The following is a 24,415-nucleotide window of genomic DNA, read 5'->3' on the forward strand; positions in this document are numbered from 1 at the left end:
TGTACCCGTGAGGTCGAAGATGTCGCAGGCTGAAAAAATCGTTATCGCCGATGCCCCGTTGCGTTGGCAGGATGTGGTCGCCGTAGCCCGGCATGGCGCGCAGCTCGAGCTGTCGGCCCAGGCCTGGGCGCGTATCGAGAATGCCCAGGCCATTGTCCAGCGCATCGTCGTCAGCGGCGAACGCGCCTATGGCATCAACACCGGCCTTGGCGCGCTGTGCAACGTTTCGCTGCAGGACGAACAGCTCAGCCAGCTGTCGCGCAACACCCTGCTCAGCCATGCCTGTGGCGTGGGCGCGCCGCTGGCCGACGAGCAGACCCGGGCGATCATGTGCGCGGCTGTCGTCAACTACAGCCACGGCAAGTCCGGCTTGCATCGCCGGGTGGTCGAGGCGCTGCTGGCCCTGCTCAATCGCGGCATCACCCCGCAGGTGCCGTCCCAGGGCTCGGTGGGTTACCTGACCCACATGGCCCATATCAGCATCGCCTTGCTCGGCGTCGGCCAGGTCAGCTATCGCGGGCAGGTCGTATCGGCCGAGCAGGCGCTGGCGGCGGAAGGCCTGAAGCCGGTGCAACTGGGGGCCAAGGACGGTCTGTGCCTGGTCAACGGTACGCCGTGCATGACCGGCCTGAGCTGCCTGGCCCTGGCCGACGCCACGCGCCTGCTGCAGTGGGCCGACGTGATCGGCGCCATGAGCTTCGAGGCCCAGCGCGGGCAGATCGCCGCCTTCGATGCCGAGATCATTGCGCTCAAGCCGCACCCCGGCATGCAGCAGGTCGGCATCAACCTGCGCGCCTTGCTCGACGGCAGTGAAGTGATTGCCACCAGCAAAGGCATCCGCACCCAGGATGCCCTGAGCATCCGTTCCATCCCGCAGGTTCACGGCGCCGCCCGCGATCAGTTGGCGCACGCGACGCAGCAGGTCGAAACCGAGCTCAACTCGGTCACCGACAACCCGATGGTGCTGGGCACTCCGGACAACTACCGGGTGATGTCCCAGGCCAACCCCCACGGCCAGTCGGTGGCACTGGCGGCGGACCTGCTGGCGATCGCCATGGCCGAGATCGGCTCGATCGCCGAGCGCCGCCTGGACCGCCTGATCAACCCCCATGTCAGCGGTTTGCCGGCGTTCCTGGTGAGCAACCCCGGGGTCAACTCCGGAATGATGATCGTCCAGTACGTCGCTGCCTCGCTGTGCGCGGAAAACCGCCAGCTGGCGCAACCGGCGGTGCTCGACAACTACGTCACCTCCGGCCTGCAGGAAGACCACCTGAGCCTGGGCACCAACGCCGCGCTGAAGCTTTCCCGCGCGCTGGAAAACTGCACCCAGATCCTCGCCATCGAATACCTGCTGGCGGCCCAGGCCTTCGAATTTCTCAAGGAACAGCGTTTCGGTGCCGGCACCGAGGCGGCCTGGAAGCTCCTGCGCCAGCGGGTTCCGGCCTATGACCAGGATCGCTGGCTGGCCCCGGACATCGCCAGCGCGGCGGCGCTGCTCAAGGCTCCGGCCTTGCTGCAGGAGGTTTTACCGGGCGTGCACTGAAGCGCGCCCTGCAAGAACAGGATTTTCCAAGACAACGGTTTCCACGAAAAACCAGCGTGCCAAGGCGCCACTCGCTCACAAACGGCGGGCTGCGACGGACAACGGAAGCTTCCGGAGCGACTGGTAGTTAATAACAAACTCTCAAAAGGAGCATAAATGTGACTGCGCTAAATCTGATTCCCGGCCAATTGACCCTGGCCCAACTGCGTGCCGTCTACCAACAGCCGGTAACCCTCAGCCTTGATAACAGCGCCTCGGCACAGATCGACGCCAGTGTCGCCTGTGTCGAGCAGATCCTTGCCGAGAACCGCACCGCCTACGGCATCAACACCGGTTTCGGCCTGCTGGCCTCGACCCGTATCGCCAGCGAAGACCTGGAAAACCTCCAGCGCTCCCTGGTGCTGTCCCATGCCGCCGGTGTCGGCGAGCCGATCAGCGACGCCTTGGTGCGCCTGGTCATGGTGCTCAAGGTCAACAGCCTGAGCCGTGGTTTTTCCGGTATCCGCCGCCAGGTGATCGACGCGCTGATTGCCCTGGTCAACGCCGAGGTCTACCCGCATATCCCGCTCAAGGGTTCGGTGGGCGCTTCCGGCGACCTCGCGCCGCTGGCGCATATGTCCCTGGTGCTGCTGGGTGAAGGCAAGGCCCGTTATAAAGGCCAATGGCTGGACGCCACCGAAGCCCTGAGCGTGGCCGGCCTCAAGCCGCTGACCCTGGCGGCCAAGGAAGGCCTGGCGCTGCTCAACGGCACCCAGGTTTCCACCGCGTTTGCCCTGCGCGGCCTGTTCGAAGGCGAAGACCTGTTCGCCGGTGCCCTGGCCTGCGGCGGCCTGACCGTCGAGGCGGTGCTGGGCTCGCGTTCGCCGTTCGATGCGCGGATTCATGCCGCCCGTGGCCAGAAAGGCCAGATCGACGCCGCCGCGGCTTACCGCGACCTGCTGGGCGACAGCAGCGAAGTCTCCAAGTCGCACCAGAACTGCGACAAGGTGCAGGACCCGTACTCCCTGCGCTGCCAGCCACAAGTCATGGGCGCCTGCCTGACCCAGTTCCGCCAGGCCGCCGAGGTGCTGGTGGTCGAAGCCAACGCCGTGTCGGATAACCCACTGGTGTTCGCCGCCGAGGGCGATGTGATCTCCGGTGGCAACTTCCACGCCGAGCCGGTGGCCATGGCCGCCGACAACATGGCCCTGGCCATCGCCGAAATCGGTTCCCTGAGTGAGCGCCGCATCTCGCTGATGATGGACAAGCACATGTCCCAGCTGCCGCCGTTCCTGGTGGCCAATGGCGGGGTCAACTCCGGCTTCATGATCGCCCAGGTGACCGCCGCGGCCCTGGCCAGCGAAAACAAGGCGCTGGCCCATCCGCACTCGGTGGACAGCCTGCCGACTTCCGCCAACCAGGAAGACCATGTGTCCATGGCGCCCGCCGCTGGCAAGCGCCTGTGGGAAATGGCCGAAAACACCCGTGGCATCCTCGCCGTGGAATGGCTGGCGGCCTGCCAGGGCCTGGACCTGCGTGATGGCCTGAAGACCTCGACCAAGCTGGAAAAGGCCCGTGCCACCCTGCGTAGCAAAGTGCCGTTCTACGAGAAGGACCGCTTCTTCGCCCCGGACATCAATGCCGCGGGCGAACTGCTGGCGTCCCGTTGCCTGAACGAGCTGCTGCCGGCCAAGTTGCTGCCGAGCCTGTAACGACCATGCCCGTAGCCGCTGCTGAGGTACGAAGCTGCGAAGCGGTCCGCAGGACCGCCGTCGGGGGCTGCTGCGCAGCCCATCGCAGCCTCGTACCTCGGCAGCGGCTACGGTTTGGGTTTTCTCCGATAAAAATAATTAGGAACGAGAAATGCAACAGCAAGCTCAAGGATTGAAACGCGGGCTGTCCGCCCGACATATTCGCTTCATGGCGCTGGGGTCGGCGATCGGCACCGGGCTGTTCTATGGTTCTGCCTCGGCCATCCAGATGGCCGGTCCCGCGGTCCTCCTGGCCTACCTGATCGGTGGCGCCGCGGTGTTCATGGTGATGCGCGCGCTGGGCGAGATGGCCGTGCACAACCCGGTGTCCGGCTCGTTTGGCCACTACGCCAGCAATTACCTGGGACCACTGCCGGGCTTTATCCTCGGCTGGACCTATGCCTTTGAAATGATCATCGTCTGCCTGGCCGACGTCACGGCTTTCGGCATCTATATGGGCTTCTGGTTTCCGGAAGTGGCGCGCTGGGTCTGGGTGCTCGGCATCGTGTTCCTGATCGGCGGCCTCAACCTGTGCAACGTCAAGGTCTTCGGCGAAATGGAGTTCTGGCTGTCGCTGCTGAAAGTCGGCGCGATTGTCGCGATGATCCTCGCCGGCTTCGGCATCATGTTGTTCGGTATCGGTTCGGCCAGCAACGAGCAGGCCACCGGGGTGGCCAACCTCTGGGCCCACGGCGGCTTCATGCCCCACGGCATCGGCGGCCTGATCGCTTCGTTCGCGGTGGTGATGTTCGCTTTTGGCGGCATCGAGATCATCGGTATCACCGCCGGTGAAGCCAAGGACCCGCAGCGGGTCATCCCCAAGGCGATCAACGCGGTGCCGATGCGCATCCTGCTGTTCTATGTGCTGACCCTGTTCGTACTGATGGCCATCTATCCATGGCCGCAGATCGGCAGCCAGGGCAGCCCGTTCGTGCAGATCTTCGACAACCTGGGCATCGGCTCGGCGGCGACCATCCTCAATATCGTGGTGATCTCGGCGGCGGTGTCGGCGATCAACAGCGACATCTTCGGCGCCGGACGCATGATGTACGGCCTGGCCCAGCAAGGGCAGGCGCCCAAAGGCTTTGCCCAACTGTCGAAACACGGCGTGCCGTGGATGACTGTGGTGGTCATGGGCGCCGCGCTGCTGGGCGGTGTGCTGCTGAACTACCTGATTCCGGAAAACGTGTTCCTGCTGATTGCATCGATCGCTACTTTCGCCACGGTCTGGGTCTGGCTGATGATCCTGGTCACCCAGGTGGCCATGCGTCGCTCGATGAGCGCCGAGCAGGTCGCCCAACTGAAATTCCCGGTGCCGTTCTGGCCCTGGGCGCCGGCAGCCGCCATCGTGTTCATGCTGTTCGTCTTCGGCGTGCTGGGTTATTTCCCGCAAACCCAGGCGGCGCTGGCGGTGGGGGCGGTGTGGATCGTGCTGCTGGTGATCGCTTATCTGTTGTGGGTCAAGCCGGCCGCCGGTCAGGCGGTCCAGGTGCACCGCGACCCTTCTTTGTCCCATCGATAACTAACGGAGTCCTCGGATGAAAACTCTCTGGCAACACTGTCACGTCGCAAGCATGGCGCAAGGTGCTTACTCGATCATCGAGGATGCCGCCATCGTGACGTCAGGAGCGCTCATAGAGTGGATCGGTCCGCGCGATCAGGTCCCGGCTGGTAACTATGCCGAGCTGCATGACCTGGCGGGGGCCTGGGTCACCCCGGGCCTGATCGACTGCCACACTCACACGGTATTCGGCGGCAACCGCAGCGGCGAATTCGAGCAACGCCTGCAAGGGGTGAGCTACGCCGAAATCGCCGCCGCCGGTGGCGGTATCGCCAGCACCGTGCGGGCCACCCGCGCGGCGAGCGAGGACGAACTGTTCGACAGCGCCCGCAAGCGCTTGAAAAGCCTGCTGCGCGACGGCGTGACCAGCGTCGAGATCAAGTCCGGCTACGGCCTGGACCTGGCCAGCGAACGCAAGATCCTGCGGGTGATCCGGCGCCTGGGCGCCGAGCTGCCGGTCAGTGTGCGCAGCACCTGCCTGGCGGCCCACGCCTTGCCGCCGGAATACGCCGAGCGCTCGGACGACTACATCGAGCACATCTGCCACGAAATGCTCCCGGCCCTGGCGGCCGAGGGCCTGGTGGACGCGGTGGATGCGTTCTGCGAATACCTGGCGTTCTCGCCGGAGCAGGTGGAGCGGGTGTTCATCGCCGCGCACAAGCTTGGCCTGCCGGTGAAACTGCACGCCGAGCAGCTGTCGTCGTTGCATGGCTCCAGCCTGGCGGCGCGTTATCACGCGCTGTCGGCCGACCATCTGGAGTTCATGACCGAGGAGGACGCCATTGCCATGGCCGAGGCCGGCACCGTCGCCGTGCTGCTGCCGGGCGCGTTCTATTTCCTGCGCGAAACCCAGCTGCCGCCGATGGACGCGCTGCGCAAGCACGGGGTGAAGATCGCCGTGGCCAGCGACCTCAACCCCGGCACTTCACCGGCGCTGTCCCTGCGCCTGATGCTGAACATGGCCTGCACCTGTTTCCGTATGACCCCGGAAGAGGCCCTGGCCGGCGTGACTCTGCATGCGGCCACCGCGCTGGGCATGGAGCAGACCCACGGTTCGCTGGAGGTCGGCAAGGTGGCGGACTTCGTCGCCTGGCAGATCGATCGTCCCGCCGACCTGGCTTACTGGCTGGGCGGTGACCTGGAAAAACGCGTCGTGCGCCACGGCGTTGAAGTGGATTTATAGGAGAAGGGTTGTGGATAAGGTTCTGAACTTCAAACAAGGCCGGGTGCCGCTGCTGATCAGCATGCCTCACGCCGGCCTGCGCCTGACACCGGCGGTCGAGGCCGGGCTGATCCCCGAAGCGCAAAGCCTGCCGGATACCGACTGGCACATTCCCCAGCTCTACGCGTTCGCCGAGGAGCTGGGCGCCAGCACCCTGGCGGCCGAGTATTCGCGTTTCGTCATCGACCTCAATCGCCCATCCGACGACAAGCCTCTCTATGTCGGGGCCACCACCGGGTTGTACCCGGCCACGCTGTTCGATGGCGTGCCGCTGTTCCGTGAGGGGCTGGAGCCGTCGAAGCAGGAACGGGCGACTTACCTGGAGAAGGTCTGGACGCCTTATCACGGGACTTTGCAGCAGGAGCTGGCACGGTTGAAGGCCGAGTTCGGCTATGCCTTGCTGTTCGATGCGCATTCGATCCGTTCGCTGATCCCGCATCTGTTCGAAGGCAAGCTGCCGGACTTCAACCTGGGCACCTTCAATGGCGCCAGCTGCGATGCCGAACTGGCCAGCCAGCTGGAAGCGATCTGCGCCCGCCATGCCGACTACAGCCATGTGCTCAACGGCCGTTTCAAGGGCGGCCATATCACCCGGCACTACGGCAACCCGGCCGAGAATATCCATGCCGTGCAGCTGGAACTGGCGCAGAGCACCTATATGGAAGAGTTCGAGCCGTTCCGCTACCGCGACGATCTGGCGGCGCCGACCCAGGTGGTGCTCAAGCAGCTGCTGCAAGGGCTGCTGGCCTGGGGGCAGAAGCGTTACGGGCGCTGAAACCGACAGGAAGCCCTGTAGCCGCTGCCGCAGGCTGCGATAAGACCGAAGGCCTTCAGCGATCTCAAGATCCTGCGCCTGCTGCGCAGTCGAGCGCAGCCTTCGGCAGCGGCTACAGGTGCGTCTGGCTTTCCGGGGGAAACAACCGCATTTTTTCCAAGGACATGCTCATTGCGTAATTCGGGTTTATGATGCCGGACGGCAGAATAATTGAAGTCCCCCCAGGGATGACCTCGACCCCTTACGGAGCGCGCAATGCAGACTTTGTACCCGCAGATCAAACCCTATGCCCGGCACGATCTGGCTGTCGACGAACCCCATGTACTGTATGTCGATGAGAGCGGATCCCCGGAAGGCTTGCCGGTGGTGTTCATCCACGGTGGCCCGGGAGCCGGGTGCGATGCCCAGAGTCGCCGTTACTTCGATCCGAACCTGTACCGCATCATCACCTTCGACCAGCGCGGTTGCGGGCGCTCCACCCCGCACGCCAGCCTGGAAAACAACACCACCTGGGACCTGGTCGCCGACCTCGAGCGGATCCGACTGCACCTGGGCATCGAAAAATGGGTGGTGTTCGGCGGCTCCTGGGGTTCGACCCTGGCCCTGGCTTATGCGCAAACCCATCCTGAGCGTGTTCATGGCCTGATTCTGCGTGGGATCTTCCTGTGCCGTCCGCAGGAAATCGAATGGTTCTACCAGGCCGGCGCCAGCCGTCTGTTCCCCGACTACTGGCAGGATTACGTGGCACCTATCCCGCTGGACGAGCGCGACGACCTGCTCAGCGCCTTCCACAAGCGTCTCGTCGGCAACGACCAGATCGCCCAGATGCATGCGGCCAAGGCCTGGTCGATCTGGGAAGGGCGGACCGCGACCCTGCGGCCGAATCCGCTGGTGGTCGATCGTTTCTCCGAGCCGCAGCGCGCGCTGTCGATTGCCCGGATCGAATGCCACTACTTCACCAACCATGCGTTCCTCGAGCCGAACCAGCTGATTCGCGACATGGGCAAGATCGCCCACTTGCCGGGCGTGATCGTGCATGGTCGTTACGACGTGATCTGCCCGCTGGACAATGCCTGGGAGTTGCACCAGGCCTGGCCGAACAGCGAGCTGCAGGTGATCCGCGATGCCGGTCACGCTGCGTCCGAACCGGGCATCACCGATGCGCTGGTGCGTGCCGCTGATCAGATGGCCCGGCGCCTGCTCGACCTGCCGCCCGAAGAAGCATGAAGGGGCTGTTGCAGCGCGTGCGCGGCGCGCGGGTCGAAGTGGCGGGGGAAATCGTCGGGGCGGTGGACCAGGGTTTGCTGGTGCTGGTGGCGGTGGAGCCCGAGGACACTCGGGCCAGTGCCGACAAACTGCTGCACAAGCTGCTTAACTATCGGGTATTCAGTGATGCCGAGGGCAAGATGAACCTGTCCCTGGCCGATGTGGACGGCGGTTTGCTGCTGGTCTCGCAGTTCACCCTGGCCGCGGACACCAAGAACGGCCTGCGCCCGAGCTTTTCCACGGCGGCACCGCCGGCCCTCGGTGAAGAACTTTTTGATTATCTGTTATGCAAGGCGCAACAGTTGCATGGCAAAGTAGCATCAGGGCGCTTCGGGGCGGATATGCAGGTCCATCTGGTCAATGATGGCCCGGTAACCTTCCTGTTACAGACCTGAAAGTGCTTGAAACATCTTTTTCGGCCGGAACCGGCCGAAAATAGGCGTTTTTCGCGATAAATACTTGGTCGCCCCTGATGCGTTGTCACGCGGGCTACTAGATAATCGCGCGCTACGGGGATCAGCGTTCGTTGGTCCGTTTTTGACTTAGGTAGAGACTTGTTCGGGACCGTTTGGGGAATCATTTAGCCCCATCGGAGTCGGAACAATGCTCGCCAACCTGGCATATAGATAGCTGGCCGTTGGTTTTTTGATCTGTTTTCGGCGAGGGTTGCTCGTGATTGTTAGTCCCTGTAATGCACCAAAATTGTCTGCCAAACGGTTACGAAACGCACTGGTGACGGGCTCTGCACTGCTTTGCCTGCTTAGCGCCGGCCAACTCTGGGCATTCAATCTGGATGATGTATCGGCCAAGGCTAAGGATCTGGCCGGGCAGAAGTACGAGGCTCCGCGCAGTAACCTGCCGAACGAATTTCGTGAGATGAAGTTCGCGGACTATCAGAAAATCCGCTTCCTGCCTGAAAAGGCCGAGTGGGCCAAGCAGAAAACCCCATTCAAGCTGTCCTTCTATCATCAGGGCATGCATTTCGACACGCCGGTGAAAATCAACGAAATCACCACGAACACCGTCGAAGAGATCAAATACGACTCGACTCGCTTCGACTTCGGCGACCTCAAGTTCGATCCCAAGGCCACCGAGCAGCTCGGTTATGCGGGCTTTCGCGTGCTGTACCCGATCAACAAGGCGGACAAGCAGGACGAAATCATGACCATGCTCGGCGCGAGCTACTTCCGCGTCGTCGGCAAAGGGCACGTCTATGGTCTGTCGGCCCGTGGCCTGGCCATCGACACCGCGCTGCCGTCCGGTGAGGAATTCCCGCGCTTTACCGAATTCTGGATCCAGCAACCCAAGCCGACCGACAAGCACCTGGTGATCTTCGCCCTGCTGGATTCGCCGCGCGCCACTGGTGCCTATCGCCTGACCCTGCGTCCGGGCAGCGACACCATCGTCGACGTCAAGGCCCGGATGTTCCTGCGTGACAAGGTCGGCAAGCTGGGCATCGCCCCGCTGACCAGCATGTTCCTGTTCGGCGCCAACCAGCCGTCGAAAGTCCTCAACTACCGTCGCGAGCTGCACGATTCCAGCGGCCTGTCGATCCATGCCGGCAACGGCGAGTGGATCTGGCGTCCGCTGAACAACCCGAAACACCTGGCCGTGAGCAACTTCTCGGTGGAAAACCCGCGTGGTTTCGGTCTGCTGCAGCGTGGCCGCGACTTCAGCCACTACGAAGACCTCGACGACCGCTACGACAAGCGTCCAAGCGCCTGGATCGAGCCGAAGGGCGACTGGGGCAAAGGCACCGTCGATCTGGTAGAGATCCCGACCGCGGACGAAACCAACGACAACATCGTGGCGTTCTGGAGTCCGGAAAAGCAGCCTGAGCCAGGCCAGCCGTTCGATTTCGCCTATCGCCTGCACTGGACCATGGACGAAGCTTCCCTGCATTCGCCGGACAGCTCCTGGGTCGAGCAGACCCTGCGCTCCACCGGTGACGTCAAGCAATCCAACCTGATCCGCCAACCGGACGGCAGCGTGGCCTACCTGGTGGACTTCGAAGGTCCATCCCTGGCGGCATTGCCGGAAGACACCGAGGTGCGCAGCCAGGTCAGCGTCGGCGACAACGCCGAGCTGGTGGAAAACAGCGTGCGCTACAACCCTGAAACCAAGGGCTGGCGCCTGACCCTGCGGATGAAGATCAAGGACCCGAGCAAATCCACCGAGATGCGCGCGGCCCTGGTCAAGAACGCCACCCCTGTCGAGCCGGCCAAGGCCGTGTCGCCAGCCTCCAGCGCCTCCATTGCCAAGGCCGACAAAGTCGCCGCCAAGCAGCAGGAGAAGAAAGAGGCGGATGCCAAGCAAGCCGACGCCAAGCCGGCCAAGGACGCCAAGAACCACAAAGACGCCAAGCAGCCTGCTGCTGCCGAGGCGGCCCCAGCCACACCGGAATCTGTCCCGACCGAGCAAGTCCTGACCGAGACCTGGAGCTACCAGTTGCCTGCCGATGAGTAACGCTCAAGTACAGCCAGAGACTCTTGCCGAGTATCTGGCGCACCTGCCAATGACCGATGAGCAGCGCGCGGAACTCGCGGGCTGCAAGTCCTTCAGTGAACTGCACGAACGCCTGTCGTCGTCGACGTTCGACGCGCCTGCCGATGCCGCCCAGGCCTCGGTGGGCCGCCGGCTGACCCTGGGCTCCGCCGAGGAACTGATCGATGCCGAGATGCTGGCGCTCGACGCCAGCGGTCGCGTGTGCCTCAAGGCCACGCCGCCGATCCGTCGGACCAAGGTGGTTCCCGAGCCATGGCGCACCAATATCCTGGTGCGTGGCTGGCGGCGCCTGACCGGTCGGACCAATCCGCCGCAGCCACCGAAAGATCAGAACGTGCTGCCGGCCGCCCGCTGGCGCACCGTCGGTTCGATCCGTCGCTACATCCTGTTGCTGCTGATGCTTGGCCAGACCATCGTCGCCGGCTGGTACATGAAAGGCATCATGCCGTACCAGGGCTGGTCGTTCGTCGACCTGGAAGAAGTCATGCATCAGCCATTGATGCAGACTGCCACCCAGGTACTGCCGTATGCCCTGCAGACCAGCATCCTGATCATGTTCGGCATTCTGTTCTGCTGGGTCTCGGCCGGTTTCTGGACCGCGCTGATGGGCTTCCTCGAGCTGCTCACCGGGCATGACAAATACCGCATTTCCGGCAAAAGCGCCGGTAACGAGCCGATCCCCAAGGATGCCCGTACCGCGCTGGTGATGCCGATCTGCAATGAAGACGTGCCGCGGGTATTCGCCGGCTTGCGGGCGACCTTCGAGTCGGTCGCGGCCACTGGTGACCTGGACCGCTTCGACTTCTTCGTGCTCAGTGACAGTAACGAGACCGATATCTGCGTGGCCGAGCAACAGGCCTGGCTGGACGTCTGCCGCGAAACCAAGGGTTTCGGCAAGATCTTCTATCGCCGTCGCCGCCGTCGGGTGAAGCGCAAGAGCGGTAACCTCGACGACTTCTGCCGCCGTTGGGGTGGCGACTACAAGTACATGGTGGTGCTCGACGCCGACAGCGTGATGAGCGGCGAATGCCTGACCAGCCTGGTGCGCCTGATGGAAGCCACGCCGGACGCCGGGATCATCCAGACCGCGCCGAAAGCCTCGGGCATGGACACCCTGTATGCGCGCATGCAGCAGTTCGCCACCCGCGTCTACGGCCCGCTGTTCACCGCCGGCCTGCACTTCTGGCAGCTGGGCGAATCCCACTACTGGGGCCATAACGCGATCATCCGCATGAAGCCGTTCATCGAGCACTGCGCCCTGGCGCCGTTGCCCGGTAAAGGCGCCTTCGCCGGTGCGATCCTGTCCCACGACTTCGTCGAAGCGGCGCTGATGCGTCGCGCCGGCTGGGGCGTGTGGATTGCCTACGATCTGCCGGGCAGCTATGAAGAGCTGCCGCCGAACCTGCTGGACGAGCTCAAGCGCGACCGGCGCTGGTGCCACGGCAACCTGATGAACTTCCGCCTGTTCCTGGTCAAGGGCATGCACCCGGTGCACCGTGCGGTGTTCCTCACCGGGGTGATGTCCTACCTGTCGGCGCCGTTGTGGTTCTTCTTCCTGGTGCTGTCGACGGCGCTGCTGGCGGTCAACACGCTGATGGAGCCGCAGTACTTTCTGGAGCCGCGCCAGCTGTATCCGCTGTGGCCGCAATGGCATCCGGACAAGGCGATCGCGCTGTTCTCGACCACTATCGTGCTGCTGTTCCTGCCGAAGCTGTTGAGCATCATCCTGATCTGGGCCAAGGGTGCGAAAGAGTTCGGCGGCAAGTTCAAGGTGACCCTGTCGATGCTGCTGGAGATGCTGTTCTCCATGCTGCTGGCGCCGGTACGCATGATCTTCCACACCCGTTTCGTGCTGGCCGCGTTCCTGGGCTGGGCCGCGACCTGGAACTCGCCACAACGTGACGACGACTCCACGCCGTGGAGCGAAGCGGTGCGCCGCCATGGTCCGCAGACCCTGCTGGGCTTCTGCTGGGCGCTGCTGGTGATCTGGCTGAACCCGAGCTTCCTCTGGTGGCTGGTGCCGATCGTCGGTTCGCTGATGCTGTCGATCCCGGTGTCGGTGATTTCCAGCCGCGTCGGCCTGGGCCTGAAGTCCCGTGACGAAAGCCTGTTCCTGATCCCCGAGGAATACGCGCCGCCCCAGGAACTGCTGTCCACCGACCAGTACACCCATGAAAACCGTTGGCATGCGCTGAACGACGGTTTCATCCGGGCAGTGGTCGATCCGCAGCAGAACGCCCTGGCCTGTGCCCTGGCGACGTCCCGGCACGGCCTGGCCGAGCCGATCGAGTGGCTGCGTATCGAACGTGTCCGCCATGCCCTGAAAGTCGGGCCGGCGGCGCTGAACAACGGCGAGCGCCTGGCGCTGCTGAGCGATCCGGTGGCCCTGGCCCGCCTGCACGAGCAGGTCTGGAGCGAAGGCCATGCCGACTGGCTGAGCGCCTGGCGGCAATCGGTGGATGAAGATCCTCATGCACCGTTGTTGCCGTTGCGACCGCCAACGACAATCGCCCAACCGGCCTGATGACAACGCCCTTGAGAGTGCTCTCAAGGGCGTTGTTGTTTGTGGGGTCCGTTTTTTGTCGTCCGCTCTGTAACAACAAATCCTGGTCAAGCCCTTGTGCAAATAGGCGGGTGAGTTAGCATCGCACCCCGAATTGCCGCGAGCGGGCCCATGGTGTCCGTATCTGCCGGTTTTCCAAGGGAAAACCGGCCGCGGGTTCACCTCACAATAAAATGGGTTCAGGGGACTTGAAGATGAAGAAGTATCTCTCGATGCTGCTGCTCGGCGTCACGGCAATGCTGGCGGTTAATGCAGCCCAGGCTGGCGCCATCGATGATGCGGTCAAGCGCGGCACGCTGAAAGTCGGCATGGACCCGACCTACATGCCGTTCGAGATGACCAATAAGCGCGGCGAGATCATCGGTTTCGAGGTCGATATCCTCAAGGCCATGACCAAGGCCATGGGCGTCAAGCTGGAGCTGGTTTCCACCGGCTACGACGGCATCATCCCGGCCCTGCTGACCGACAAGTTCGACATGATCGGCAGCGGCATGACCCTGACCCAGGAACGCAACCTGCGCCTGAACTTCAGCGAACCCTTCATCGTGGTCGGCCAGACCCTGCTGATCCGCAAGGAGCTGGAAGGCACCATCAAGTCCTATAAAGACCTGAACACCGCCGACTACCGCATCACCTCCAAGCTGGGCACCACCGGCGAAATGGTCGCCAAGAAGCTGATCGCCAAGGCCAAGTACCACGGCTACGACAACGAGCAGGAAGCCGTGCTCGACGTGGTCAACGGCAAGGCCGACGCCTTCATCTACGACGCCCCGTACAACGTGGTGGCGCTGAGCAAGGTCGGTAACGGCAAGCTTACGTTCCTCGACAAGCCGTTCACCTACGAGCCCCTGGCGTTCGGCCTGAAGAAGGGTGACTACGACAGCCTCAACTTCATCAACAACTTCCTGCACCAGATCCACGAAGACGGCACCTACGATCGCATCCATGACAAGTGGTTCAAGAACACCGAGTGGCTCAAGGACATGGAATAGCACTCGGTCAGACAGACCGAGTCGCCCCCATTCGCGGGCAAGCCTCGCTCCTACGGATTCATGCAATTCCTGTAGGAGCGAGCCGGCTCGCGATGGCGTCCTGATCGGCAGTACCGAACCTCCCCGCTGCAAACGGCTGGAACCTGCAAAGTGATCAAACATAAAAAAGCCCAATGGCCCTGGCACGTACTGACCGTGCTGGTGCTGATCGGCCTGGCCGGCGCGCTGTACTACGCCACCTCGCTGATGTCCTACGAGTGGCGCTGGAACCGCGTACCACAGTACTTCGCCTACCAGGCCGAGGAATCGCAGCGGGCGGCGGACATCTCCACCGTCAGCGAGCTGGTGCGCAAAGGCGGCAAGGCCGAAGTCACGCTGCGCAACGACGCGGGCGACGAGCAACAGCTGACGGTCGACGAGAACAGCCTGCAAGTTGCCCGTGGCGACGATGTGGCCGAAGGCGATGTGATTGGCGTGATCCGTCACTGGGCGGCCGGACCGCTGTTGCTGGGCCTGTGGACCACCTTGTGGCTGTCGGTGGTGTCCGGGGTGCTGGGGTTGCTCATCGGCCTGGCGACCGGGCTTTGCCGACTGTCGAACAACCCGACCCTGCGCGATCTGTCGACTATCTATGTCGAACTGGTACGCGGCACGCCGCTGCTGGTGCAGATCTTCATTTTCTATTTCTTCATCGGCACGGTGCTGAACCTGTCCCGCGAGTTCGCCGGGATCGCCGCGCTCTCGTTGTTCACCGGTGCCTATGTGGCGGAAATCGTCCGCGCCGGCGTGCAGTCGATCGCTCGCGGCCAGAATGAAGCGGCCCGTTCCCTGGGCCTGAACGCCAGCCAGTCGATGCGCCATGTGGTGCTGCCACAGGCCTTCAAGCGCGTGCTGCCGCCGCTGGCCGGGCAGTTCATCAGCCTGGTGAAGGACACCTCGCTGGTGTCGGTGATCGCCATCACCGAGCTGCTCAAGAGCGGACGTGAAGTCATCACCACCTCGTTCTCGCCGTTCGAGATCCTGTTCTGCGTGGCGGCCCTGTACCTGTTGATCAACCTGCCGCTGTCGAAGATGGCCAGCCGGCTTGAGCGGAGGCTCGCGCAAAGTGATTGAAGTTCGCGATCTGGTAAAAGTCTTCGACACCCGGGGCCAGGTGGTCCGCGCGGTGGATAACGTCACCACCCGCGTGGCCAAGGGCGAAGTGCTGGTGGTGATCGGTCCGTCCGGCTCCGGTAAATCGACCTTCCTGCGTTGCCTCAACGGCCTGGAACAGTTCGATTCCGGCTCGGTGAGCATCGACGGCCTGCAACTGGCCGACCCGAAGATCGATGTGAATGCCTATCGCCGCGAAGTCGGCATGGTGTTCCAGCACTTCAACCTGTTCCCGCACATGACCGTGCTGGAAAACCTCTGCCTGGCGCAGAAGGTGGTGCGCAAGCGCGGCAAGCAGGAGCGCGAGGCCAAGGCCCTGGCGTTGCTGGAGAAGGTCGGTATCGCGCAGAAGGCCAACGAATTCCCGTCGCGGCTCTCTGGCGGCCAGCAGCAGCGCGTGGCCATCGCCCGGGCGCTGGCCATGGAACCCAAGGTCATGCTGTTCGACGAGCCGACTTCGGCGCTGGACCCGGAAATGGTCGGCGAAGTGCTGGATGTGATGAAGACCCTGGCCCTGGAAGGCATGACCATGGTCTGCGTGACCCACGAAATGGGCTTCGCCCGGGAGGTGGCGGATCGGGTGCTGTTTTTCGATCACGGCAAACTGCTGGAAGACGCCTCGCCAGCGGCGTTCTTCGATGCGCCCAAAGACCCGCGGGCCCAGGCGTTTTTGCGTCAGGTCCTGTAATCCACCCCGATACCCTGCTTGGCAATACGCCCTGTAGCCGCTGCCGAAGGCTGCGATAAGGCCCGAAGGGCCTTGGTTCCCGATCTCAGGCCGAACATCTGACGGCCTTGAGATCGCTGCGCCCCTTCGGGGCGATCGCAGCCTGCGGCAGCGGCTACAGGGTGCGGATCAAACCCGGAAGCGCCCGACCAGGGCCTGCAAATGGGTCCCCAGGCGCGCCAGCTCGACGCTGGAGGCCGCTGTCTCTTCACTGGCTGCCGAGGTCTGCTCGGACACGTCGCGCACGTTCAGCACGCTTCTGTTGATTTCCTCGGCCACTGCGCTCTGCTGTTCGGCCGCGGCGGCGATCTGCTGGTTCATCGCCTGGATCGCCGAGACGGTGCGGGTGATGTTTTCCAGCGAGCCACCGGCACGGCGGGTCAGTTCGACGCTGCTGTCGGTCAGGCTGCGGCTGTTGTCCATGATGTTGGCCACTTCCTGGGTGCCGTTCTGCAGGCCGACGATCAGCTCCTCGATCTCCTCGGTGGACTTCTGGGTGCGCTGCGCCAGGCTGCGTACCTCGTCGGCGACCACGGCGAAACCGCGACCGGCTTCGCCCGCGCGGGCGGCTTCGATGGCGGCGTTGAGGGCCAGCAGGTTGGTCTGCTGGGCGACCGACTTGATCACGTCGAGCACGCTGCCGATCTTGTCGCTTTCCTGCTTCAGGTGGCCCATGGCGGCGGTGGAGTTGCCGACCTCGGCGGCCAGGCGCTCGATCTGTGTGATGGCCTCGCCGACCACCTTGTCGCCTTCGCGGGCCTGCTGATCGGCAGCGACCGCGGCTTCCGAGGCTTCTTCGGCGTTGCGCGCGACTTCCTGGACCGTGGCGGCCATTTCATTCATGGCAGTGGCGACCTGGTCGGTCTCGACTTTCTGGCTGTTGACCCCGGCACTGGTCTGTTCGGTCACCGCCGACAGCTGCTCGGCGGCGCTGGCAATCTGGGTCACGCCATCGCTGATGCCGCCGATCAGCTCGCGCAGGCTCAGGGTCATGCGTTGCATGGCCCGTTGCAGCTGGCCGAGCTCGTCGCGCCGCTCGACCTGCAGGTTCTCGCTGAGATCGCCCGAGGCGACACGCTCGACCACCTTGAGAGTCTGGCGCAGCGGGATGACGATCTGCCGGGTGATGCTCCAGGCGGCGACCAGGCCGAACAGCAGGGCCAGCGCGGTAACGATGGCCAGGGTGCTTCTGGCCTGGGCAGCGTCGCTGTCGCGTTTGTGGGTTTGTGCGGCGGTCAGCTGCTTGCTGACTTCCATCAGACGGTCGCCCTGGGCCGCCATGCGTTTGAGGGCGGCGGCGCTGGCCACCTGGGAGTCGCGGAAGTCGCTGACCGCCGAGCGATAGCCTTTCAGGGCGTCGGTGGCCTGTTGCAGGTTGGCCAGGTGCTGTTCCGGCAGCTTGGCCGGCAGGCTGGCGAGGTTGTTCAGGGCGTTGTCGATGGCGTCCAGCGCCGGCTGCTCGGCCTCGGCCTTGCCGCTGTAGGTGTAGCCGCGGACCTGGAAGCGCGCCTGCTGGATCAGCTTGCTCAGGTCGATGACGCTGTTGAATTGCGCCACGCTGTCGCCCTGCAGCATGGATTTCTCCACTTCGGCCACCCGGGCCACGGCGTTATCGGCGGTGGCGCCCAGTTTGGCGCGGGCGGCTTCACGGCTGGCGGTGGCGCGGGTCATGTCGGCGAAGGCCAGCTTGTACTCGCTGACGGCGGCGATCTGCTGGTCGATCATGGCGATGCTTTCAGGCATTTCCAGCATCTTGCGTGCGCGTTGCAAGCCGTCGTCGAGCTTGGTCAGCAGCTCGCTGACCGGCCCCGGGCCTTGTTCGCCACGGCGCATTTCATAGTCCAGGCGCGCGTTGCGCAGGTCCTTTGTCAGCTCGTTGAGGCTGGAGATGTAGCCCAGCTTGTCGCCGCGCTCGATCACATTGCCCAGGCCCAGCCAGCCGGTCGCGGTGATCAACAGGGTCAGTAGCAGCACCAGGCCGAAGCCAACGCCGAGTTTGAGGTTGACGCTCACATTTCCCAGACTCTGGGCTAACCAACGGTACATGCCGCGAACTCCCTTGGGCTATTAATAGGTTTTGTACCAAGGCTATCGGCTGCATCAGATTAATCTGAAGCATCCGTGCAACAGCAGCGAGGCTTGCCGGTGATGGTGCCGTGTCAGGCACAGCGCTATCGCGGGCAAGCCTCGCTCCTGCGAGTAGTGAGGCTAATTTAGAAGAGGCGGGCGAGAAGGGCGGTGACGGCGGTTTCGACCCGCAGGATGCGCTCGCCGAGCTGCACCGGTTGCAGGCCGGACTTGCCCAGCAGGTCGATTTCGTAGGGGATCCAGCCGCCTTCCGGGCCGATGGCCAGGGTCACCGGCTCATCCAGGCCGCGAGGGCAGGCCGGGTACTGGCCGGGATGGCCGACCAGGCCGAGGGTACCTTCGACCAGCGCTGGCAGACGGTCTTCGACGAAAGGTTTGAAGCGTTTTTCGATGACCACGTCCGGCAGCACGCTGTCGCGGGCCTGTTCCAGGCCAAGAATCAGTTGCTCGCGAATCGCCTCGGGTTCGAGGAAAGGGGTTTGCCAGAAGCTTTTCTCGACCCGGTAGCTGTTCACCAGCACCAGCCGGGGCACACCCATGGCGGCGACGGTTTGCAGCACCCGGCGGAGCATTTTCGGACGGGGCAGGGCCAGTACCAGGGTCAGGGGCAGCTTGGTCGGCGGCGGCTGGTCGAGGCTGACTCGCAGTTCGGCCTCCCCGGGCTCCAGGCGCAGCAGTTCGGCCGAGCCCATCAGGCCGCCGATACGGCCGACCCGCAGGATGTCGCCCACCGCGGCACGATGGACTTCCTGCATGTGGGTCAGGCGGCGATCGCGCAGGATCACCCGGTCGGCCGCGATGAAGTCGGCCTCTTCAAGAAGCAGCAGGTTCACGCTTGGGTCGCTGGCGGCTGGTCGTTGTGATCTTCAGCCGGCTGGTCGCCGCGTTTGCTGATCAGGCTGCCGAACAGGATGCCGATCTCGAACAGCAGCCACATCGGTACTGCCAGCAAGGTCTGGGAGAAAATGTCCGGCGGGGTCAGGATCATGCCGACCACGAAGCAGCCGATGATCACGTACGGACGGATCTTCTTCAGGTAGGCGACGTTGACCACGCCGATCCACACCAGCAGCACCACCGCCACCGGGATCTCGAACGCCACGCCGAAGGCGAAGAACAGGGTCATGACGAAATCGAGGTAGCTGGTGATGTCGGTCATCATTTCCACGCCGGCCGGGGTGGCCGCGGCGAAGAACTTGAAGATCAGCGGGAACACCAGGAAGTAGGCGAAGGCCATGCCGATGTAGAACAACAGGATGCTGGAGACCAGTAGCGGTACGGCGATGCGCTTTTCATGCTTGTACAGGCCGGGGGCGATAAAGCCCCAGATCTGGTGCAGGATCACCGGGATCGCCAGAAACAGCGAGACCATCATCGTCAGCTTGAGCGGCGTCAGGAACGGCGACGCCACGTCGGTGGCGATCATCGTTGCGCCCGCCGGCAGGTACTGGCGCAGCGGCGTGGAGACGATGGTGTAGATCTGCTGGGTGAAGGCGAACAACCCGCCGAAGATCAGGAAGATCGCCGCCACGCAGCGCAGCAACCGGGTGCGCAACTCGGTGAGGTGCGACACCAGCGGCATATGTTGGTCGTTTTCCGGAATATCGCTCATGGGGCTCGCGGCGGCAAAGTAGGGTCGTGGGGGGCTGGCGTGACAGGCGTTGTCACGGGCGCAGCCGGTTCGGCCGGTGTAGTTGCGGCAGTGGGGTTCGCCGTGGTCGCGCTGGCTGGCGCTTCAGGCGCCGCGGCGGGCGCATGAATGCTCTGCTCGGCCACGGGCTCGACCGGTGTCGGCTGTTGCTGGGTCGGATTGAGGATCTTCCGCGCTTCCTGTTCCAGCGACAGGATGTGTTCGTTGTGCAGTTGCCGACGAATTTCATCGGCACCGATTTCCCGTTCAACTTCCTGCTTGATCGCATTGAAGCTGCGCTTCAAGCGGCCGATCCACAGGCCTGCCGTGCGCGCGGCGCCCGGCAGACGCTCGGGGCCGAGCACCAGCAGGGCCACTAGGCCGACGAGCAGCAGTTCAGAGAAGCTGATACCAAACATTAGTCAGTGCTCACGAGTCTTTGCGGGTCGGCTCTTCGACTTTTTGCGCCTGCACGTCGATGGTGTGCGGCTGGTTCAACGGAGCGCTTTGCGGCTGGACCGGCGGAGCAGGCTGGGCGGTCGGTGGCACGCCAGGCTCGGCGGGTTTTTCGTCGTCGTTCATGGCCTTGCGAAAGCCCTTGATCGATTCGCCGACGTCGGTGCCGAGGTTTTTCAGTTTCTTGGTGCCGAACACCAGCACCACGACAACCAGGATGACGATCCAGTGTTTCCAGTCAAAAATGCCCATGCTGCGTTTCCTCTCTAAATGATGTTCAGGCGGACGGACGCGAGGCTTTCTCGGCGTGTCCGGACAAACCGAAGCGCCGGTCCAGTTCATCGAGAACGGCCTGCGGATGCTGCCCCAGCTGGGCGAGCATGACCATGGTGTGAAACCACAGGTCGGCGGTTTCGTAGATCACATCGCTGCAGTCGCCGCTGTGGGCGGCGTCCTTGGCGGCGATGATGGTTTCCACCGATTCCTCGCCGACTTTTTCCAGAATCTTGTTCAGGCCCTTGTGGTACAGGCTGGCGACATAGGAAGTGTCGGCGGCGGCGCCTTTGCGCTCTTCCAGCACCTGGGCCAGACGGGTCAGGGTATCGCTCATGTTCAGTGTCCTGCTTGATAGATCGCGTGCGGGTCTTTGAGTACCGGATCGACCGTTTTCCAGTCGCCGTTTTCATAAACGCGGTAGAAGCAGCTCTGGCGGCCTGTATGGCAGGCAATGTCGCCGATCTGTTCGACCATCAGGATGATGACGTCGGCATCGCAGTCCAGGCGCATTTCATGGAGCTTTTGCACATGCCCGGACTCTTCTCCCTTGCGCCATAGCTTGCCACGCGAACGTGACCAGTAGATGGCACGGTTTTCGGCAGCGGTCAGGCTCAGCGCCTCGCGGTTCATCCAGGCCATCATCAGCACGCGCCCGGTCTTGTGATCCTGGGCGATGGCTGGCACCAGGCCGTCAGCGTCCCATTTGATCTCGTCCAGCCAATCTTTCATCTTCGACTCCGACAACAGGGCTCGACGCGCTCGTCGAGCCTCGGCGATGGGAAACAGTGTGCCAGCCGCTAGCCCGGCTGGCTATCGGCGCACGACCAGATACAAGCCCACGGCAATCATGATTCCAGCCGGCCAGTGACCCAGCCCGTTCAGCGGTCCGCCGGCCGCGAGGATCGCGCCACCGCCCAGGTGCGCCGCGCCGAGAAGACGCAGGAACCAGTCGTCCTTGCGCCGTTTCCAGGGCTGCGAAGGGTCCTGGGCATGGGGCTGGGACATGCGTTCGAGCAGGTCGCGGGTCATGTTGGCCAGGTGCGGCAGTTGCTCGACCTGGCTGTGCAGGTTGCCCAGCAAGGCTTTCGGGCTGACGCGCTCGCGCATCCAGCGTTCGAGGAACGGCTGGGCGGTGTTCCACAGGTCCAGCTCCGGGTACAGCTGGCGGCCCAGGCCTTCGATGTTCAGCAGGGTCTTTTGCAGCAGCACCAGCTGCGGCTGCACTTCCATGTTGAAGCGGCGAGCGGTCTGGAACAGGCGCATCAGCACCTGGCCGAAGGAAATATCCTTTAACGGTTTTTCGAAGATCGGCTCGCAAACGGTACGGATCGCCGCTTCGAATTCGTTGAGTTTGGTCTCTGCCGGCACCCAGCCCGAATCGATGTGCAACTGAGCCACGCGCCGGTAATCGCGCTTGAAGAACGCGAACAGGTTGCGGGCCAGGTAGTCCTGGTCTTCCGGGGTCAGGCTGCCGACGATGCCGCAGTCGATCGCAATGTACTGCGGGCTCCAGGGCTGCACGGTGCTGACGAAGATGTTGCCCGGGTGCATGTCGGCGTGGAAGAAACTGTCGCGGAACACCTGGGTGAAGAAGATCTCCACGCCGCGCTCGGCGAGCATTTTCATGTCGGTGCGCTGGTCGGCGAGGGTGGCCAGGTCGGTCACCTGGATCCCGTAGATGCGTTCCATGACCAGCACTTTCGGCCGGCACCAGTCCCAGTAGACCTGCGGCACGTAGAGCAATGGCGAGCCTTCGAAGTTGCGCTTGAGCTGGCTGGCGTTGGCCGCTTCGCGCAACAGGTCGAGTTCGTCGTAGATGGTCTTTTCGTAGTCACTGACCACGTCCACCGGGTGCAGCAGGCGGGCGTCGGCCGAGACCTTCTCGGCGGCGCGGGCGAGGATGAACAGCCAGGCCAGATCCTGAGCGATGACGGGCTTGAGGCCCGGGCGGATGACCTTGACCACCACTTCTTCGCCGCTCTTGAGCTGGGCGGCATGGACTTGCGCCACCGAGGCGGAGGCCAGGGGCTCGATATCGAAACGGCTGAACACCTCGCTGACTTTCTTGCCCAGTTGCTCCTCGATCAGCGCCACCGACTTCTTCGAGTCGAAGGGCGGTACGCGGTCCTGCAGCAGCATCAGCTCGTCGGCGATGTCTTCGGGCAGCAGGTCGCGGCGGGTCGAGAGAATCTGCCCGAACTTGATGAAGATCGGTCCCAGGTCCTGCAAGGCCAGGCGCAGGCGCGCGCCGCGGCTTAGCTCCAGTGGCTTGCGCGGGAACCAGCGCCAGGGCAAGGCGTAGCGCAGCGCCAGGAGGAACCAGGGCAGCGGCAGGGCGAACAGCAGGTCATCGAGGCGGTAGCGGATCACGACGCGCTGGATGCGCAACAAACGGCGGACGGCAAGCAGCTTCATGCGTTATCGCTTGGGTCAAGGGATCGGGAGAGGCGCTCGAAGCGCGCCTCGAGGCGTTCCAGGTCGAGCTTGACCCGGTCCAGTTCGCTGAAACGGGCTTCGGCTTCGCGCTGGCCCACCAGGGTGCGCGACTCTTCGGCCAGATATTCGGCAAGGTTCTGGTTCAGGCTGGCGAAACCCTGGCGATACCAGCGCGCGCGGCTACGGATATGGCCGCTGAACAGCTGGGTGGCCACCGGGCCGAGCCAGCGCGAGAGTTCGTATTCCCAGTCCAGCTCCAGGTCCTGGAGGACGGCCGCCAGTTCCAGCAGCACGCCGCTGTCGCCTTCCAGCTCGACCTCGGGACCGTGCAGCACCGCGGTCTTGTCCTGGCTCAGGGCCAGGCGCACCAGGCTCGAGGCCGGCGCCCGCAGGGTGCAGTCGGCGTCGGCGGCCCAATGTGTGGCGAGGGTCAAGCCCTCATCGCCGGGAATGACGAACAACTGCACGCTCGGGCTGCGGCAATCGACGGCAATGACCTTGCCGTTCAAAGGCTGCAAGCGTGGCAAAGCCGTGCTGTCGAGACGCAGTACACGGTTGAGGCCGTGTTCGACGCTGGCGAGCAGGCCGCTGAACAACATCAGGGTTTGATGCCGCGATGCAGGGCGACGATGCCCGCGGTCATGTTGTGGTAGGTCACGCGATCGAAACCGGCCTCGACCATCATCGACTTCAGGGTTTCCTGATTCGGGTGCATGCGGATCGATTCGGCCAGGTAGCGATAGCTTTCCGAGTCGTTGGTGATCAGCTTGCCGGCCAGTGGCATGAAGGCGAACGAGTAGGCGTCGTAGACCTTGGACATCAGGGCGTTGGTCGGTTTGGAGAATTCCAGCACCAGCAGGCGGCCACCGGGCTTGAGTACCCGCAGCATCGAGCGCAGGGCATCTTCCTTGTGGGTCACGTTGCGCAGGCCGAAGGCGATGGTCACGACGTCGAAATGGTTGTCCGGGAACGGCAGTTTTTCCGCGTCGGCCTGAACGAACTCGATGTTGCCGGCCACGCCCTTGTCGAGCAGGCGGTCGCGACCGACCTTGAGCATGGAGGCGTTGATGTCGGCCAGAACCACCTGGCCGGTAGGGCCCACCAGATGGGAAAACTTGCGGGTCAGGTCACCGGTGCCGCCGGCGATGTCCAGCACCCGATTGCCGGGGCGAACGCCGGACAATTCGATCGTAAAGCGTTTCCACAGGCGATGCATGCCACCGGACAGTACGTCGTTCATCAGGTCGTACTTGGCGGCCACCGAGTGGAACACCTCAGCGACTTTTTCCGCCTTCTGGCTTTCCGGAACGTTTTTGAAGCCGAAGTGAGTGGTGGGTTCGGCATCGCTGCCTTTGCGCTGATCAGTCATATCGCTGTCACCAAAAGAGAATGCGGGACATTCTAATCCCGGTGGCGGTCTTTGTCTTGGCAAGGCTGAATGTAAGATAGTGAAGCGCCGGGGCGTTTTGACGCAGCGCAGCTCAAGACGCTCA

22 protein-coding genes and 1 pseudogene are annotated in these 24,415 nt (G+C 63.5%); 12 read left to right on the forward strand and 11 right to left on the reverse strand.

The window, feature by feature from the left end; genetic code table 11:
* Nucleotides 1-19: 19 nt before the first annotated feature.
* From hutH (PMI20_RS05360) to PMI20_RS05415, 12 genes are all read left to right on the forward strand, one after another.
* Nucleotides 20-1,543: a histidine ammonia-lyase gene (hutH, locus tag PMI20_RS05360; RefSeq protein ID WP_007925910.1), complete on the forward strand. Its 1,524-nt coding sequence runs from the start codon at nt 20-22 to the stop codon at nt 1,541-1,543.
* Between the two features lie 158 nt (nt 1,544-1,701).
* The gene (gene hutH, locus PMI20_RS05365) at nt 1,702-3,234 is read left to right on the forward strand and encodes a histidine ammonia-lyase (protein WP_007925908.1); all 1,533 of its coding nucleotides are present in this window, start codon (nt 1,702-1,704) and stop codon (nt 3,232-3,234) included.
* 151 nt (nt 3,235-3,385) lie between these two features.
* Nucleotides 3,386-4,795, forward strand: coding sequence for an L-histidine transporter HutT (locus tag PMI20_RS05370; RefSeq protein WP_007925907.1), 1,410 nt, complete (start codon nt 3,386-3,388; stop codon nt 4,793-4,795).
* Between the two features lie 16 nt (nt 4,796-4,811).
* Nucleotides 4,812-6,017 carry an imidazolonepropionase gene (gene hutI / locus PMI20_RS05375; RefSeq protein ID WP_007925904.1) on the forward strand — a complete coding sequence of 402 codons (1,206 nt, stop codon included), beginning with the start codon at nt 4,812-4,814 and terminating at the stop codon, nt 6,015-6,017.
* Nucleotides 6,018-6,027: 10 nt separating this feature from the next.
* On the forward strand, nt 6,028-6,831 hold the full coding sequence (gene hutG, locus PMI20_RS05380; protein ID WP_007925902.1) for an N-formylglutamate deformylase: 804 nt from the start codon (nt 6,028-6,030) through the stop codon (nt 6,829-6,831).
* Between the two features lie 255 nt (nt 6,832-7,086).
* A complete protein-coding gene (gene pip, locus PMI20_RS05385; RefSeq protein WP_007925901.1) occupies nt 7,087-8,058 on the forward strand; it encodes a prolyl aminopeptidase in 972 nt (323 codons plus the stop codon).
* Entirely contained in the window at nt 8,055-8,492 is a 438-nt protein-coding gene (gene dtd / locus PMI20_RS05390) for a D-aminoacyl-tRNA deacylase (protein WP_007925900.1), read from the forward strand. The genes pip and dtd overlap by 4 nt, the downstream gene beginning before the upstream one ends.
* A gap of 277 nt (nt 8,493-8,769) precedes the next feature.
* Entirely contained in the window at nt 8,770-10,563 is a 1,794-nt protein-coding gene (locus PMI20_RS05395) for a glucan biosynthesis protein G (RefSeq protein WP_007925899.1), read from the forward strand.
* The gene (mdoH, locus tag PMI20_RS05400) at nt 10,556-13,126 is read left to right on the forward strand and encodes a glucans biosynthesis glucosyltransferase MdoH (protein WP_037034706.1); all 2,571 of its coding nucleotides are present in this window, start codon (nt 10,556-10,558) and stop codon (nt 13,124-13,126) included. The genes PMI20_RS05395 and mdoH overlap by 8 nt, the downstream gene beginning before the upstream one ends.
* Before the next feature lie 233 nt (nt 13,127-13,359).
* The gene (locus PMI20_RS05405) at nt 13,360-14,157 is read left to right on the forward strand and encodes a transporter substrate-binding domain-containing protein (protein ID WP_007925896.1); all 798 of its coding nucleotides are present in this window, start codon (nt 13,360-13,362) and stop codon (nt 14,155-14,157) included.
* Between the two features lie 153 nt (nt 14,158-14,310).
* A complete protein-coding gene (locus tag PMI20_RS05410) occupies nt 14,311-15,270 on the forward strand; it encodes an amino acid ABC transporter permease (RefSeq protein ID WP_502945116.1) in 960 nt (319 codons plus the stop codon).
* Nucleotides 15,263-15,997, forward strand: coding sequence for an amino acid ABC transporter ATP-binding protein (locus tag PMI20_RS05415; protein WP_007925893.1), 735 nt, complete (start codon nt 15,263-15,265; stop codon nt 15,995-15,997). Before PMI20_RS05410 ends, PMI20_RS05415 begins: the two co-directional genes overlap by 8 nt.
* Nucleotides 15,998-16,165: 168 nt before the next feature.
* Here PMI20_RS05415 and PMI20_RS30880 read toward each other — a convergent pair whose 3' ends face one another.
* The 11 genes and pseudogenes from PMI20_RS30880 to ubiE all read right to left on the reverse strand — a co-directional run bounded on the left by PMI20_RS30880 (nt 16,166) and on the right by ubiE (nt 24,291).
* On the reverse strand, nt 16,166-17,038 hold the full coding sequence (locus tag PMI20_RS30880; protein ID WP_502945117.1) for a methyl-accepting chemotaxis protein: 873 nt from the start codon (nt 17,036-17,038) through the stop codon (nt 16,166-16,168).
* A pseudogene (locus tag PMI20_RS30885) lies at nt 17,021-18,082 on the reverse strand (methyl-accepting chemotaxis protein); the annotation flags it as partial. The gene PMI20_RS30880 and the pseudogene PMI20_RS30885, both read right to left, overlap by 18 nt.
* Before the next feature lie 167 nt (nt 18,083-18,249).
* Nucleotides 18,250-18,957: a 16S rRNA (uracil(1498)-N(3))-methyltransferase gene (locus PMI20_RS05425; protein ID WP_007925887.1), complete on the reverse strand. Its 708-nt coding sequence runs from the start codon at nt 18,955-18,957 to the stop codon at nt 18,250-18,252.
* Entirely contained in the window at nt 18,954-19,736 is a 783-nt protein-coding gene (tatC, locus tag PMI20_RS05430) for a twin-arginine translocase subunit TatC (protein WP_007925886.1), read from the reverse strand. Before tatC ends, PMI20_RS05425 begins: the two co-directional genes overlap by 4 nt.
* A complete protein-coding gene (gene tatB / locus PMI20_RS05435; RefSeq protein ID WP_007925885.1) occupies nt 19,733-20,173 on the reverse strand; it encodes a Sec-independent protein translocase protein TatB in 441 nt (146 codons plus the stop codon). Before tatB ends, tatC begins: the two co-directional genes overlap by 4 nt.
* Nucleotides 20,174-20,183: 10 nt before the next feature.
* Entirely contained in the window at nt 20,184-20,462 is a 279-nt protein-coding gene (locus PMI20_RS05440; RefSeq protein WP_007925884.1) for a twin-arginine translocase TatA/TatE family subunit, read from the reverse strand.
* 25 nt (nt 20,463-20,487) lie between these two features.
* Nucleotides 20,488-20,820, reverse strand: coding sequence for a phosphoribosyl-ATP diphosphatase (locus PMI20_RS05445; protein ID WP_007925883.1), 333 nt, complete (start codon nt 20,818-20,820; stop codon nt 20,488-20,490).
* Nucleotides 20,821-20,822: 2 nt separating this feature from the next.
* Nucleotides 20,823-21,215 (reverse strand): phosphoribosyl-AMP cyclohydrolase, encoded by a 393-nt coding sequence (gene hisI, locus PMI20_RS05450; RefSeq protein ID WP_007925882.1) that lies wholly within the window; start codon nt 21,213-21,215, stop codon nt 20,823-20,825.
* Nucleotides 21,216-21,296: 81 nt separating this feature from the next.
* On the reverse strand, nt 21,297-22,901 hold the full coding sequence (ubiB, locus tag PMI20_RS05455) for a ubiquinone biosynthesis regulatory protein kinase UbiB (RefSeq protein ID WP_007925881.1): 1,605 nt from the start codon (nt 22,899-22,901) through the stop codon (nt 21,297-21,299).
* Nucleotides 22,898-23,521 (reverse strand): ubiquinone biosynthesis accessory factor UbiJ, encoded by a 624-nt coding sequence (locus PMI20_RS05460; RefSeq protein WP_007925880.1) that lies wholly within the window; start codon nt 23,519-23,521, stop codon nt 22,898-22,900. The genes ubiB and PMI20_RS05460 overlap by 4 nt, the downstream gene beginning before the upstream one ends.
* The gene (ubiE, locus tag PMI20_RS05465) at nt 23,521-24,291 is read right to left on the reverse strand and encodes a bifunctional demethylmenaquinone methyltransferase/2-methoxy-6-polyprenyl-1,4-benzoquinol methylase UbiE (protein ID WP_007925879.1); all 771 of its coding nucleotides are present in this window, start codon (nt 24,289-24,291) and stop codon (nt 23,521-23,523) included. Before ubiE ends, PMI20_RS05460 begins: the two co-directional genes overlap by 1 nt.
* Nucleotides 24,292-24,415: the final 124 nt, after the last annotated feature.

Source organism: Pseudomonas sp. GM17 (assembly GCF_000282175.2).
Taxonomy (GTDB): Bacteria; Pseudomonadota; Gammaproteobacteria; order Pseudomonadales; family Pseudomonadaceae; genus Aquipseudomonas; species Aquipseudomonas chlororaphis.

Bases quoted from the DNA above. Each gene is read 5' to 3' on its own strand.
- mdoH (WP_037034706.1), top strand. From the start codon at position 10,556: ATGAGTAACGCTCAAGTACAGCCAGAGACTCTTGCCGAGTATCTGGCG.
- hisI (WP_007925882.1), bottom strand. From the start codon at position 21,215: ATGAAAGATTGGCTGGACGAGATCAAATGGGACGCTGACGGCCTGGTG.
- PMI20_RS05440 (WP_007925884.1), bottom strand. From the start codon at position 20,462: ATGGGCATTTTTGACTGGAAACACTGGATCGTCATCCTGGTTGTCGTG.
- ubiB (WP_007925881.1), bottom strand. From the start codon at position 22,901: ATGAAGCTGCTTGCCGTCCGCCGTTTGTTGCGCATCCAGCGCGTCGTG.
- ubiE (WP_007925879.1), bottom strand. From the start codon at position 24,291: ATGACTGATCAGCGCAAAGGCAGCGATGCCGAACCCACCACTCACTTC.
- PMI20_RS05370 (WP_007925907.1), top strand. From the start codon at position 3,386: ATGCAACAGCAAGCTCAAGGATTGAAACGCGGGCTGTCCGCCCGACAT.
- PMI20_RS05445 (WP_007925883.1), bottom strand. From the start codon at position 20,820: ATGAGCGATACCCTGACCCGTCTGGCCCAGGTGCTGGAAGAGCGCAAA.
- tatB (WP_007925885.1), bottom strand. From the start codon at position 20,173: ATGTTTGGTATCAGCTTCTCTGAACTGCTGCTCGTCGGCCTAGTGGCC.
- tatC (WP_007925886.1), bottom strand. From the start codon at position 19,736: ATGAGCGATATTCCGGAAAACGACCAACATATGCCGCTGGTGTCGCAC.
- dtd (WP_007925900.1), top strand. From the start codon at position 8,055: ATGAAGGGGCTGTTGCAGCGCGTGCGCGGCGCGCGGGTCGAAGTGGCG.
- PMI20_RS05460 (WP_007925880.1), bottom strand. From the start codon at position 23,521: ATGTTGTTCAGCGGCCTGCTCGCCAGCGTCGAACACGGCCTCAACCGT.
- hutI (WP_007925904.1), top strand. From the start codon at position 4,812: ATGAAAACTCTCTGGCAACACTGTCACGTCGCAAGCATGGCGCAAGGT.
- PMI20_RS05405 (WP_007925896.1), top strand. From the start codon at position 13,360: ATGAAGAAGTATCTCTCGATGCTGCTGCTCGGCGTCACGGCAATGCTG.
- PMI20_RS30880 (WP_502945117.1), bottom strand. From the start codon at position 17,038: ATGCAACGCATGACCCTGAGCCTGCGCGAGCTGATCGGCGGCATCAGC.
- pip (WP_007925901.1), top strand. From the start codon at position 7,087: ATGCAGACTTTGTACCCGCAGATCAAACCCTATGCCCGGCACGATCTG.
- hutH (WP_007925910.1), top strand. From the start codon at position 20: ATGTCGCAGGCTGAAAAAATCGTTATCGCCGATGCCCCGTTGCGTTGG.